Origin of the sequence: Acinetobacter shaoyimingii, assembly GCF_011578045.1 — a bacterium.
Taxonomy (GTDB): Bacteria; Pseudomonadota; Gammaproteobacteria; order Pseudomonadales; family Moraxellaceae; genus Acinetobacter; species Acinetobacter shaoyimingii.
Genome location: NZ_CP049801.1, coordinates 1177585 through 1190913 on the forward strand (window position 1 = coordinate 1177585; position 13329 = coordinate 1190913).

10 protein-coding genes are annotated in these 13329 nt (G+C 37.0%); 4 read left to right on the forward strand and 6 right to left on the reverse strand.

From position 1 onward, the window contains the following. The first annotated feature begins 89 nt into the window (after nucleotides 1-89). The 4 genes from G8E00_RS05245 (at nucleotide 90) to G8E00_RS05260 (ending at nucleotide 4086) form a co-directional block, all read left to right on the forward strand. Nucleotides 90-1157: a 4-phosphoerythronate dehydrogenase gene (locus tag G8E00_RS05245; protein WP_166222451.1), complete on the forward strand. Its 1068-nt coding sequence runs from the start codon at nucleotides 90-92 to the stop codon at nucleotides 1155-1157. Further along, nucleotides 1154-2137 (forward strand): EF-P lysine aminoacylase EpmA, encoded by a 984-nt coding sequence (epmA, locus tag G8E00_RS05250; RefSeq protein ID WP_166222453.1) that lies wholly within the window; start codon nucleotides 1154-1156, stop codon nucleotides 2135-2137. Before G8E00_RS05245 ends, epmA begins: the two co-directional genes overlap by 4 nt. Before the next feature lie 112 nt (nucleotides 2138-2249). Further along, nucleotides 2250-3434, forward strand: coding sequence for a winged helix-turn-helix domain-containing protein (locus G8E00_RS05255; RefSeq protein WP_166222455.1), 1185 nt, complete (start codon nucleotides 2250-2252; stop codon nucleotides 3432-3434). Between the two features lie 19 nt (nucleotides 3435-3453). Continuing rightward, complete coding sequence (locus G8E00_RS05260) at nucleotides 3454-4086, forward strand: LysE family translocator (protein ID WP_166222457.1); 633 nt, start codon at nucleotides 3454-3456, stop codon at nucleotides 4084-4086. A gap of 2 nt (nucleotides 4087-4088) precedes the next feature. Here the strand turns inward: G8E00_RS05260 and G8E00_RS05265 are convergent, their stop codons facing one another. From G8E00_RS05265 to G8E00_RS05290, 6 genes are all read right to left on the reverse strand, one after another. After that, the gene (locus G8E00_RS05265; RefSeq protein WP_166222459.1) at nucleotides 4089-4529 is read right to left on the reverse strand and encodes a GNAT family N-acetyltransferase; all 441 of its coding nucleotides are present in this window, start codon (nucleotides 4527-4529) and stop codon (nucleotides 4089-4091) included. A 22-nt stretch (nucleotides 4530-4551) separates the two neighbouring features. Further along, nucleotides 4552-5397, reverse strand: coding sequence for a DMT family transporter (locus G8E00_RS05270; protein WP_406741462.1), 846 nt, complete (start codon nucleotides 5395-5397; stop codon nucleotides 4552-4554). Nucleotides 5398-5734: 337 nt separating this feature from the next. After that, nucleotides 5735-6976, reverse strand: coding sequence for a multifunctional CCA addition/repair protein (locus G8E00_RS05275; protein WP_166222463.1), 1242 nt, complete (start codon nucleotides 6974-6976; stop codon nucleotides 5735-5737). Between the two features lie 116 nt (nucleotides 6977-7092). Further along, the gene (locus G8E00_RS05280) at nucleotides 7093-9372 is read right to left on the reverse strand and encodes an NADP-dependent malic enzyme (protein ID WP_166222465.1); all 2280 of its coding nucleotides are present in this window, start codon (nucleotides 9370-9372) and stop codon (nucleotides 7093-7095) included. 221 nt (nucleotides 9373-9593) lie between these two features. Further along, a complete protein-coding gene (locus G8E00_RS05285; RefSeq protein WP_166222467.1) occupies nucleotides 9594-12443 on the reverse strand; it encodes an EAL domain-containing protein in 2850 nt (949 codons plus the stop codon). Between the two features lie 157 nt (nucleotides 12444-12600). Further along, entirely contained in the window at nucleotides 12601-13317 is a 717-nt protein-coding gene (locus G8E00_RS05290; RefSeq protein ID WP_166011821.1) for a 16S rRNA (uracil(1498)-N(3))-methyltransferase, read from the reverse strand. Between the last annotated feature and the right edge of the window lie 12 nt (nucleotides 13318-13329).

A 13329-nucleotide genomic window follows, 5' to 3' on the forward strand; every position in this document is an offset into this window, starting at 1 on the left:
TATAAATGAATAGATGAATTCACTGAGAATATTAGGAGAATACACAAGACAAGCGCTATCATAATGTGATTGCGATATTGAGATGCATTATGAAAATTATTGCAGATGAAAATCTGGCTTTTACTGATTATTTCTTTGCTGAATTTGGTGAAATTGAACATCAAGCAGGACGTACACTGACCCATGCAGATGTGGAACACGCAGATGCACTTTTAGTTCGTTCAGTGACCAAAGTCAATCAAGCGCTTATTGAAAATACACCACTAAAATTCGTCGGTAGTGCCACCATTGGTACAGACCATCTAGATATTGCTGCTATAGAAAAACAAGGGATCGCATGGTCAAATGCAGCAGGGTGCAATGCTCAAGCGGTGGCAGAATATGTTATTACAGCGTTATTACATTTAAAAGCCGAATTGATTGATGCGAATGAGCAATTCACTTTAGGTATTATTGGATTGGGTAATGTTGGTTCACGTTTAGCGACCATGACACAGCTTTTAGGTTGGAACGTGATTGGCTATGATCCTTTTGTTGAACGTGATCATGTGCAACAGGTGAGTTTTAAAGAATTGTTGAAAAGTTCAGATGCCATTTCAATACATGTGCCATTAACAAAATCGGGTGTTCATCCAACGAATCATTTGATCAATGCTGAAGCTTTGTCAAAAATGAAGCCGACAGCAATTCTGATTAATTCTGCACGAGGTCCAGTGGTTGAAGAAGCGGCACTGATTCAAGATATTCAAAAGACCCAGCGTCCAGTGGTGCTGGATGTATTTGAACATGAGCCAGAAATTTCAGAACAACTGCTCAGTTTAATTACGCTGGTCACTCCACATATCGCTGGCTATAGCTTGGAAGGTAAAGCTCGTGGTACACAAATGATTTATGAGGCTTTTTGTCAAACTTTTGGTAAATCTGCAGATAAACAATTTGAAACCCAGCTTCCAGCATGTGAGCAACTTTTCGAACAACAAGAACTCAAAGCAGTACTCACACAGCATTTAAAAGAGATTTATGATATTGCACGTGATGATGCCAATTTACGTGCTTGTCTAAAAGATGGCAAAGTTGATCAAAAAGCCTTTGATCATTTACGTAAAACTTATCCGCTACGCCGTGAATGGGCTGGACATGGAGGACCTAAAGCATGAGTCAGTCTGAGTTTCACTATCAACCGACTTGTGACATTAAAGCCATGCGTGCACGTGCCAAGATGTATGCACAATTACGTCAATTTTTTGCAGAGCGTGACGTACTGGAAGTGGAAACGCCAATTTTGTCGCAAGCAGGTGTGACCGATGTACATTTAGCCTCGGTTCAGGCATTACGACATTTACAAGGCAAACAGCAAACGCACTATTTACAGACATCACCTGAATTTGCCATGAAGCGTTTATTGGCGAGTGGCAGTGGTCCAATTTATCAGATCTGTAAAGTATTTCGTGATGATGAACATGGTCGTAAACACAACAGCGAATTTACCATGTTGGAATGGTATCGACCGGGTTTGAGTCTCAAAGACCTGATGTTTGAAGTGAGTGATTTACTGAATGTCGTACTGAAACAACGGTTTGGTGAAGTTCGTCCAACAGTACTCAACTATAAACACGCATTTATGGATCGTCTGGACATCAATCCACTTCAAGCAACACTTAAAGAGTTGAAAGATACAGCACGCCGTGTTGGCTTAAATCTGGATTTGGGTGATGATCGTTTGGGATATATCGATTTATTATTTTCACACATGGTTGAACCGAGTCTAGGTTTTGATACGCCAGTATTTTTAACCGATTTTCCACCTGAAATGGCATCTTTGGCTAAAGTCAAAACCGATGAAGATGGTGAACAGGTTGCTGCACGTTTTGAGCTGTATATTGAAGGTTTAGAACTTGCCAATGCTTATGATGAACTGATTGATGCAGATGTGCTTCGTTCACGTTTTCAAGCAGATAATGTGGAACGTGAAAGGCTCGGTTTACGTGTGATGCCAGTTGATGAATATCTTTTAGCGGCGTTACCTCAGATGCCAGAATGTTCTGGGATTGCATTGGGGATCGATCGTTTGCTGATGGTTGCGACTGAAAAAATGCGTTTAGAGCAAGTTGTGACTTTTCCAGCGGATCGATCGTAAATCAATTTTTACAGCTAATATTCCAAGCACAGTCATATAGGTTGCATTTGGATTAAGATACTGATTTGTATAGTTAGATCAGTATCTTAAATATAATAATAAAAGGCATATTATGGATATTCAATTAAAATGCTTAGCTATACATCGTTCACTGTATGACTTTCAAATACCCAAACCTTCCAACCGACTAATCGAATCAGAGTTGGCACAACAAGGAATAAAGGAAACACTAAGTGTTATTGAACATTTAGGCTATGTTCAGATTGATACAATTTCGGTGGTTGAGCGAGCACATCACCATGTACTTTGGAATCGTGTAGATCATTATCAAAAAAATCATTTAAATACCTTGCTCGAAAATAAAAAAATCTTTGAATATTGGTTTCATGCAGCGTCATATATACCACTACGTGATTATCGATATGCACTCAGGCAAATGAACTCGGTTAAACGTGGTGAGACTAAATATTTTAATCGAGGTGATCAGTTTCTCATGAAAGAGATTTTAGCGAGAGCTAAAGCAGAAGGGGAAATTAGGTCACGTGACTTTATACTACAAAATGAAAAGTCAGAAAAATCATGGTGGAAATCAGGAGTTGTAAAAAACACCATTGAGCAACTTTACATGCAAGGGGACTTAATGGTCTGCAATCGTGTAGGTGTAGAAAAAGTTTATGCGCTTACTGAGGATTATTTAAGTTCAAGTATAGATTTGACTGAGCCTTCATTGGAGGAATACGCGTATTATTTATACGATACTGTGAAAAGGTCACAAGGCGTATTCACATGGAAACAATTACTCCATTTAAAAACGGGAACTGCGCTTAAAAAGGCAATGCAAAACATTATTGATGAGCAAATTGATGCAAAAATAATTCAGCAGATTAACCTAGCTTCGGGTAATTCAGTGTTTGTCGATTTAGATGGGCTCAATCAAATAATCACTACTCAAAAGGAGGTAAAAATTCTTTCTCCATTTGATAATTTAGTCATTCATCGTGATCGTTTAGCATCATTATTTAATTTTGATTATCGTTTGGAATGTTATGTTAAGCCAGAAAAACGCAAATACGGGTACTTTTGTTTGCCTATACTTTATGGAACAGACATAGTTGCAAAAATAGACTGTAAAGCCCACCGAGAGAAAGGTATTTTAGAAATTATTCATTTTCACTTACAAGCAGTAATTCATAACAAAGCTGATTTTATTCAGCTGATGATTCTGGAACTTGAGCGATTTGCTGAATTTAATCATTGCCAATTGGATCCTCATTTTTATCACAAGTTAAAACTATAAATTCGGTTTAAATATCTTTATGTCTTTTACTGTATTGATCTCATTTATTATTTATTCTTTCGTCACTTCAATCACACCAGGTCCAAATAATATTATGCTCGCTGCATCGGGCGTTAATTTTGGATTTAAACGAAGCATTCCACATATTTTAGGAATTGGGATTGGTTTCGGATTTATGGTGTCTGTGGTTGGATTTGGTTTTGGCGCTTTGATTAGCTCTAATATCGTACTTTATGAATCATTAAAAATTATTGGAATTACGTATCTGTTGTATTTGGCATATAAGATTTATCATTCAACAAGTGTAGATACAACATCGGGTAAAACTAAGCCATTAACATTTTTACAAGCAGCCATGTTTCAATGGGTAAATCCCAAGGCTTGGATAATGGCAATGGGTGCTGTGACCACTTATTTGTCCTCACAAAGTGAATTGTATTGGTATTTAATAATTGGTGTTATTTACGGTGCAATTGGGATTCCAAGCACAGGCGTTTGGGCATTGGTTGGGGAGAAGCTACAAAAATATATTCATGATCAGAAAAAATTAAAAATGTTTAATGCTGTGATGGCACTATTATTGGTTTTGTCAGTCATTCAACCTTTGATCGATTTCTTGTTTTTCATTGTTGCCTTTGCAAGTGAGATTTGAGTTTAGTGAAGCATCTTTTTAAATCCTAAACTGGTCACTTTAAAACCTTGCTTTTTATAAAACTCATGTGCGTCTAAACGTTCAGGCCGATTGCCACTGTTCAATGTAATACTGGTGATATTTTGACGAAGAGCAATGTTTTCAATTTCCTTTAGGAATAATTTCCCAAAGCCTTTGCCACGGTATTTTTCATCAATCACAAAAGCTTGAATGACTAAAACTTCACCATCGTATTGCCATGTAAATTGTTGAATAAGTCCAACATAACCAATAATTTGATTTTGGTATTCAGCTACCCATGTTGAGTATTTTGGATCTTGTTGTAGGTTTTCTATTCTTTGTTTTAAGTGTTCAGGAGGAGTTGGATAACCTAACTGAGCTGTTAGGTGAGTGATAAAAATAATGTCATTTTCCAAATTTAGAGGTCGAACTTTAAGCGTCATAATTAGATCTCGTATGAGGGGGTTAATGATTCGTTTTAAATACATTCCAATGCAATTTAATACCTAGGACACCAATTAAAATCAAAAGACTTCCAATAATTTGCAGACTCGTAAGTAAATGATCAAAGAATAAGTAATCGATGAATATGGTTGATATAGGGTAAATAAATGACAATATGGAAATGTTATTTAAAGGAATTTTTTTAATTGCTGAATACATGAGGAAATAAAGTAGAGCAGTGTGAAAAACGCCAAGACAAATGATAAATATCCACTGATTTCCACTAGGTGATGTGCCTATTAAGTTTGCAAATGGACAAAGTACAATTGCACCACTAATAGTTTGAATGAGGACAATTAATAACGGTGGTGTATTGTTTAGTTTTTTTGTGATTAGTACCGATATTGAATAGAGTGTTGTTGCAATGAGGACTAACGCTAAACCAGAGAATTGATTATAGTCAAATTTAAAATTTCCTAATCCAATAATAATGATTAAGCCAATAAATGCTAAAACTGTCCAAGTAATATCATTCTTATTGATTTTGTTTTTAAAAAGGATTGCCCCTAAAAATAAGATAATGAAAGGGTTAACATGATAGACAATGGTTGCTAAAGAAATAGAAGTTTTTGGAAAGGCAGCAAATAGCAATGCCCAATTGAAAACGATGAGTAACCCTGAACTGATCATGAGCATAAGCTCTTTGATATTGAAATATTTTTTATTGAATTGACCATAAAAATAACAAAGAGGTGCTAAACATAGTGCTGCAATGAGACAACGGAAAAAAACAATATTGATGGGGGATTGACCTGATTTGATCACAAATAGTCCAATACTCCCTGATAGAAGCATTGCAATAACCATTTCGACTGTGCCAATCTTTTTTGTTAACTCCTTGTCATTCAAAATGATCTCCAGTTTGATATTTTATTTTCTTAACAATCCGCAATTTTCATCTGATAGTGAATTTGATCATTTAATTAGATAAAGAGAGTCTCATACGCTATTTGAATGGCGGTTGATTAGGTCAATTTTTCTGTATATTTAAAGTAGATAGAAGATCAGCTTAATGAATTTTATACTGACTGGTGTATTGAAAAGGTTAAATGAATAGACGATTTTTTACTTTATTTATATAAAATTTTAGAAATAATCTGGGAATCTAAAAGCCCCACTATTATAGTGAGGCTAATAGATTTGATCAGCTATGCGCCATATGCTGTGAAAATTCTTGTTTTAGTTCACCTAAAGCTTCAATCCGCTTTTGAATCAGCATCTCACCAATATCAGGTCCTTTGACTTCAGGTGGAAGATCAGACGCTTTAATATTCCGTACAATCTCCATCGCGCGTGTTAAATAGCGTGCTTGAGGATAATCACGATCTTCTAAACCTAAACGACCTTTGGCATCACATTCACAAGCCTGAATAAAACCTTCTACACGTTCAGGACGACGCAGAACATCTAGACGTTGTAGCAAACGCCATAAGGTACCCGCTTTTAAACTGAAAGCTTGATGGCTTTTCAAATGCTCTTTACATACGGTTAGAGCTAATTGTTTGGTATTGGTTGGTACTTTTAAGCGATCACATACATCTGTTACTGGCTGAACACCACGCTCTTCATGCATGATATGACGCGGTAACTCATCCTTTGGTGTAAGCGCTTTACCTAAATCATGTACCAAAACAGCAAAACGAACATCCAAGGAGTAATTGGCCTTACATGCTTGTTGTAAGGACATCATGGTATGAATACCACAGTCAATTTCTGGATGATATTCAGGGCGTTGTGGCACACCATACAGCGCATCAATTTCTGGGAATAATACTTTTATAGCACCGCAGGCACGTAGCACTTCAAAATACACATCTGCGTTTTGTTCCATTAAGGCACGAGAAGTTTCTTTCCAAACACGCTCAGCAGTCAAAGCTTGTAACTCACCAGAGTCAGAGAGCTGTTGCATTAAAGCTAAGGTTTCTTCAGCAATGGTAAAGCCATATTGCGCATAACGGGCTGCAAAGCGAGCGACACGTAATACACGCAATGGGTCTTCTGCAAAGGCATCGGATACATGGCGCAATATCTTATTTTTTAAATCCTCTTGTCCATGATAAGGATCATAGACAATGCCTTGTTCGTCCATGGCCATGGCATTGATGGTTAAGTCACGACGAATGAGGTCTTCTTCTAAAGTGACAGAAACATCCGTAAAAAATTCAAAGCCATGATAGCCATGTCCAGATTTTCGTTCTGTACGGGCAAGGGCATATTCATCTTTGCTTTCAGGATGTAAAAACACAGGAAAATCTTTACCCACGGGTTGGTACCCTTGAGCGAGAAGTTGTTCAGGCGTTGCACCAACAACCACATAATCTTTTTCGTGATAGGGATGTCCGAGCAATCGATCTCTGACGGCACCACCTACTAAATAAACTTGCATGAAAAAACCTCTATTCTCCAAGCAATCATGCTACAGAATAGAGGTTTTCTCAAGTCACAAGATGTGAGTAAAAATGTAAAATGCTTAAAATATTCAAGTTTTTACATTAAACCACATTAAAGTGCTGCTTTCTCATTCTCTTGAATTTCAGCAACTGTCAGTGCCGTCATGTTGACTAAGCGACGAGTTGTTGCTGTAGGTGTCAAAATATGCACAGGTTTTGCAGCACCCAGTAAAATAGGACCAATGGTCACATTATTACCAGATGTTGACTTCAACAAGTTAAATGAAATGTTCGCTGCATCTAAGTTCGGCATAATGAGTAAGTTTGCAGAACCTTTGAAGCGTGAGTTAGGGAATGCAAATTGACGAATATTTTCATCTAATGCTGCATCGGCATGCATTTCACCTTCAACCTCAAGATTCGGTGCAATCTCGCTTAAAATTTCAAACACTTTACGCATCTTTTGTGCGCTTGGATCAGTTTGATCTGAACCAAAGCTTGAATGCGATAACAATGCAATACGTGGTGTAATACCGAAACGACGTACTTCTTCAGCAGCTAAAATAGTCATTTCAGCCAAATGTTCCGCAGTAGGATTGGTATTTACATAAGTATCTGCAATGAAGATATTACGATCTTCAAGCATCAGCGCATTTAAGGTAAAGAAGTTGGTCATGCCTTCTTTTTGCCCAATAACATTGCGTACGAAGTCTAAGTGAATGTCATAGCTTGAGTACGTACCACACAGCATACCATCAGCTAAACCATGACGAACCAACATTGCAGCGATTAATGTAGAACGACGACGTGATTCACGGTGTGCGTATTCTTGTGTTACGCCTTTACGCTTCATCAAATCGTAATAATCTTCAGCAAATTGCTCATAATTAGGATTGGTTTCTTGATCAACGATGCTGATATTGACACCATTTTCAAGACGTAAACCTAATTTTTTGATATTTGTTTCGATAACAGACGTACGACCCACCAAGATTGGTTTCGCTAAACCTTCATCCACCGCAATTTGCACTGCACGTAATACACGTAAATCTTCACCTTCAGCATAGACAATACGTTTAGGATCAGATTTTGCTTGGGCAAAAATTGGTTTCATGATGAATGCAGAGTTATACACAAACTCAGACAAACGTTGACGGTAAGCAGCAAAGTCAAGAATTGGACGAGTTGCAACACCAGAATCCATCGCCGCTTGTGCAATTGCAGGCGCAATTTCAAGAATCAAACGTTGATCAAGTGGGCGAGGAATAAGGTAATCACGACCAAATGAAGCCGATTTTTCGCCATAAGTCGCTGCATCTGCTTCAACATGTGCCATACGTGCAATCGCATAAACACAGGCAATCTTCATTTCTTCATTAATGGTTGTTGCACCAACGTCCAAAGCACCACGGAAGATATAAGGGAAGCACAGTGCGTTATTGACTTGGTTTGGATAGTCCGAACGACCTGTTGCCATAATCACGTCATCACGAACTTCATGTGCGTGTTCAGGTAAAATTTCAGGATCTGGATTTGCCAAGGCAAAAATGATTGGATCTTTAGCCATCTTCTTCACCATTTCTTTGGTGAGAATCCCTGCAGCAGAAAGACCCAAGAACATGTCTGCGCCTTCAATCACATCCGCAATTTGAGACGCTTCAATATCTTGTACATAACGTTGTTTAGAAGCATCTAAACCTTCACGTTTGGTAGTGAGTAGACCGCGAGAGTCGGCAACCACAATATTTTCTTTCTTCGCGCCTAATGCACAAAGCAAGTCTAAGCAAGAAAGGGCAGCAGCACCTGCGCCTGAAGCCACAATTTTGATTTGATCAATTTTTTTGCCGTTGAGTTGCAAAGCATTTAACAGTGCTGAACCCACAATGATCGATGTACCGTGTTGGTCGTCATGGAACACAGGGATATTCATGCGTTCACGCAACTTTTGCTCTATATAGAAACATTCTGGCGCCTTGATATCTTCAAGGTTAATCCCACCGAATGTTGGCTCTAGAGCTGCAACAATCTCAACAATTTTATCTGGATCATTTTCAGCAATTTCAATGTCAAAGACATCCACACCAGCAAATTTTTTAAATAGTACGCCTTTACCTTCCATGACAGGCTTAGAAGCCAATGGACCAATATTCCCTAAACCAAGTACGGCTGTACCATTGGTAATTACTGCGACCAAGTTTCCACGTGCAGTGTAGAGTGCCGCTTTTGATGGATCTTTTTCAATTTCCAAACATGGCGCTGCGACGCCTGGTGAATATGCAAGGGCGAGGTCACGTTGGTTAATCAATTGTTTACTTGGAGTGACGCTAATTTTACCTGGCGTAGGAAATTCGTGATAATAAAGTGCTTGCTCTTTTAAAGATTGATCGTCCATCTGAATCCCAGTTATTACATTATTCCAGCGAAGCTGGTTGTGGCTAGTTTCGATCGAATATAACATTTCTTAAGCAATGATCACAGTTTAAACGTCGAAAATATCAACAAACCTTATGCGACCAAGGTAGGCACTGCTAAAGTAATCAAATGAATGAATAGCAAGCATAACAAGCTATAAATAGGCTGATGACCCAAGACTATTTATGTACTCGACAGTTTTTATTGCATCACTTTTTGATTCAAAAATTCAGTACTTTGTGTAGAGTTCAATGGTTTTGAAAAATAATAACCTTGAAAAAAGTCACAGCCACGTTGTTGTAGGTATTCAATTTGTTCAAACGTTTCAACACCTTCTGCAACCAAGCTCAAACCGAGTGCTTTACCCATTGCAATAATGGCATTTACGATCGCTTCATCTTTGCTTTTACCAATTTTTGAAATGAAAGATTTGTCTATTTTTAATGTATTAATCGGATAATCGGTTAGATAGGCTAGTGAAGAATAGCCGGTACCAAAATCATCCAGTGCGATTTCAATACCACGTTCTTTAATTTTATTCAGCAGTTCGATGACTTCTTCAGATTTATTGACTAAAGAGGATTCCGTTAATTCAAGCTCAATAGATTGTGGTGCAACATCATAAGTTGAGAGTGCTAGATTGATATCGTCCATCAGCTGTCCACGGTGAATCTGTTGTGCGACAACATTGACTGAAATTCTAATATCTTGGAAACCTAATTGTTGCCATTCGTGAATTTGCTTACATGCTTTAAGCATCACATATTGACCAATTTCAGAAATTAAACTGCTTTCTTCAGCAATGGGTAAAAATGCATCAGGTTGAATGACACCATAATCTGGATGTGACCATCGAATCAACGCTTCAAATCCATGAACGCTCATGTCTCTAGCTGAAATTTTCGGCTGATAATAAACTTCCAGATCATCATTTTTAATGGCTTGACGTAAGTCCCGTTCCAGATGAATGTCATTTTCAAATATAGAATTGGATTTATTGTCATAATAATAAATGGTGTTACCACCCAATTTCTTTGCTTCGACCAAAGCAATTTCAGCATGATTGTTGAGACTACTGATTTGACGACCATGTTCTGGGAATAATGCGATACCCATTGATATAGATATAGTGTGTTCTTGACCAAAAATGTTAAATGGTTTTTGCAATACGGACATGAGCTCTTCAGCTTTTTGGCCGATAAAATTATGCTGAGAGCCGAGGTTATAAATCAGCGCAAAATCATCATTGTTTAAATAAGCAATCAATAAGGCGTCAAATGACGTTTGTTTTAAGCGTTTAGAAAATTGTTTTAGTAGCTCGTCGCCAGCCTGATTATTTAAAAATTCATTGAAGTTACGGAAACGATCAATATTAATTCGGATAATTGCAAAGTGGTTAATGGGACCTGACTTACTTACTAAAAGCTGATGAAGATGTAAATTGAAATACACACGGTTTGGTAAATCTGTCAGCAAATTATAGTTTTCAAGATAAGCCAAACGTTGTTCATGTTTAATTCTTTCGGTCAAATCTGTAATGACGCCAATATAATTAATAATTTTACTGTTGTCATCGCGGACAGCATTGATATGTAACCATAAAGTCAGATGTTTACCCGAAATAAATTGTTCTTGAACTTCAGCATCATATTCACCATGTAAGATCACCTGTTGTGAGATCTCTGCATGTTTATTGCTGATTTCAAAAATGGTGTTTGACGTTAAATCGAATAAATGCTTTCCTAAAATCTGTTCATTGGGTATATCCACCAACTTACTAAAAAAAGGATTTACTTCAATAAAACATAAGTTGTTGTCTAAAACGAAAACACCTTGCTCAACTTGATTAAAGACATTGGCGGCTAATTTGAGTTGTTCTTGATCTTTAATTTCTTGTTCAATATCTCGATGTATACCCACCATGCGCAGTGGTTTATGGGTTATCGGATCACGAGCAATGACTTTTCCAATGTCTTCAATCCAACACCATTGATTATTTTTTAAAATTCTATACGTTGCTTCAAAGCGTTCGCTAAAGCCACGTAAATGCCTACGCATTAATTTATTGTATTCAGGCTTATCTTCAGGATGTATGAGTAAATTAATTTGTTCAAGATTATTGTCATACTGAATCACACGAACTTCTGTTTTTTTACTTGATAGTTCAACCGTTCGTTTTTCAATGTTCCATAACCAAGAACTGATGCCCGCAGTTTCATGGGCAAAATCTAAATTTGCTTGATGATTTTCAAGACGATCATTAATTTGGTTAATATGATAAGTACGTTCTTTGACCTTTTGTTCTAGTAATTGATTATGCATTTGCAGGTCATTTTCAATGCCTTTGCATTTATCGATTTCTTGCTCTAATTGTTGTTGTAATAAACTTGACTCATCGAGATGAATTTTCGACTGTCGAAGGTAAAATTGATTATGGATATTCAGTAGATTCAGTCTGCGATGAATCCTATGTGTCAAAATCGCGCTAATAAATACAATGGTGAACCAGACATAAAAGAGGTAGTTGTAAACATGCGGTACATTGGACGCAAAAATGATTTTAGCAAGAATGACCGGCAAGATTGACGGTATAAACATATAGATGAAATATCTCAATCGCTGCGTGAGATATACAATACCGATAATATAAATACTGGAAGTCATGAGGCTGGAAAGTAGCACATGAATACCGGTGATTTCACTGTTTTCAACCATTAAATAATGGTTGATAATGAGTACACCAATACCAATACTTGAGCCAATTGTTAGACAAAGTAACTGACACCATGCATCCAAATTAAGTGGCGTGATTTTTTTAGAATAAATAAATTTACGCGTTAAAATACAACTAATTACCACAATAACCATGTTGAAAAACATCCAGATATTGTAGTGATTAGAAGAATAGTCATAAAAAAGATGATACATGACAATGTTAAATAAACTTGCCACGAAGACCCACATCAGAAAATAACGTAAATGCTGTGCAGCACGTTTTATCTGTGATGTACTTAAACTTTCCGTAATAAGTTCATCTTGAATGTCACTCATAGATTAGAGATACCTATTCATCATAAATTGTAATAATTATTAGAATAATTTCTTAATACTATTATTTATAAACTGAAAAATATTGCTTAAATAAAATACTTTGAAACCATGTAAAAATCAATAAGTTTTGTGATGAAGTATACACTTTATTGGTTTTTTAACTGTGAATGCAGTAGTTTAAAATGGATAGTGCAACAACAGGAGCGGTCTCAGTTCGTAAAACTCGCTCTCCAATACACCAATTTTTAAAACCTTTTTTATTTGAATAATTAATTTCATCTTCACTTAGTCCACCTTCGGGACCAATGAGTAAAGTAATCTCTTTTGTTACATGTTCTGTGATATTTAATGATTCTTTGTTGGGTGCAAGAACCAGTTTGGTTTCTGGTAAGGCTGTATCCAACCATTCATTTAAACTGAGTGGTGCTAATATTTTTGGCACAATATTCATACCACATTGTTCACACGCAGCAATTGCAATACCTTGCCAGTGATCAATTTTCTTTTGATCACGATCGTATTTTAAACGCATTTCACAGCGTTCAGAAGTTAACAGTTGAATTTCTGACACACCTAGCTCAACGGCTTTTTGAATTGCATAATCCATACGATCACCTTTACTCATCACTTGTCCAAGTAAGACATGAAATGCAGGTGTACGATTATCTGGATTAAAGCTTTCAACCATGACGGTTGCAGATTTTTTTTGAACATCGCTGAGAGACACTTGATATTCACCCCCTTGGCCATTGAATAACGTGGCACTTTCACCGACTTGAGCACGTAAAACTTTCACCCAATGGTGAAATACTGTTTCCGTTAACTCAACATGCGTATTGACTGTTAAATCAGCTTCAATAAAAAAACGCGGCATGTGGTTGTACTC

Excerpts from the sequence above, each read along its gene's own strand:
- G8E00_RS05245 (WP_166222451.1), top strand. The coding sequence starts at position 90 with ATGAAAATTATTGCAGATGAAAATCTGGCTTTTACTGATTATTTCTTT.
- epmA (WP_166222453.1), top strand. The coding sequence starts at position 1,154 with ATGAGTCAGTCTGAGTTTCACTATCAACCGACTTGTGACATTAAAGCC.
- G8E00_RS05255 (WP_166222455.1), top strand. The coding sequence starts at position 2,250 with ATGGATATTCAATTAAAATGCTTAGCTATACATCGTTCACTGTATGAC.
- G8E00_RS05260 (WP_166222457.1), top strand. The coding sequence starts at position 3,454 with ATGTCTTTTACTGTATTGATCTCATTTATTATTTATTCTTTCGTCACT.
- G8E00_RS05265 (WP_166222459.1), bottom strand. The coding sequence starts at position 4,529 with ATGACGCTTAAAGTTCGACCTCTAAATTTGGAAAATGACATTATTTTT.
- G8E00_RS05270 (WP_406741462.1), bottom strand. The coding sequence starts at position 5,397 with ATGGTTATTGCAATGCTTCTATCAGGGAGTATTGGACTATTTGTGATC.
- G8E00_RS05275 (WP_166222463.1), bottom strand. The coding sequence starts at position 6,976 with ATGCAAGTTTATTTAGTAGGTGGTGCCGTCAGAGATCGATTGCTCGGA.
- G8E00_RS05280 (WP_166222465.1), bottom strand. The coding sequence starts at position 9,372 with ATGGACGATCAATCTTTAAAAGAGCAAGCACTTTATTATCACGAATTT.
- G8E00_RS05285 (WP_166222467.1), bottom strand. The coding sequence starts at position 12,443 with ATGAGTGACATTCAAGATGAACTTATTACGGAAAGTTTAAGTACATCA.
- G8E00_RS05290 (WP_166011821.1), bottom strand. The coding sequence starts at position 13,317 with ATGCCGCGTTTTTTTATTGAAGCTGATTTAACAGTCAATACGCATGTT.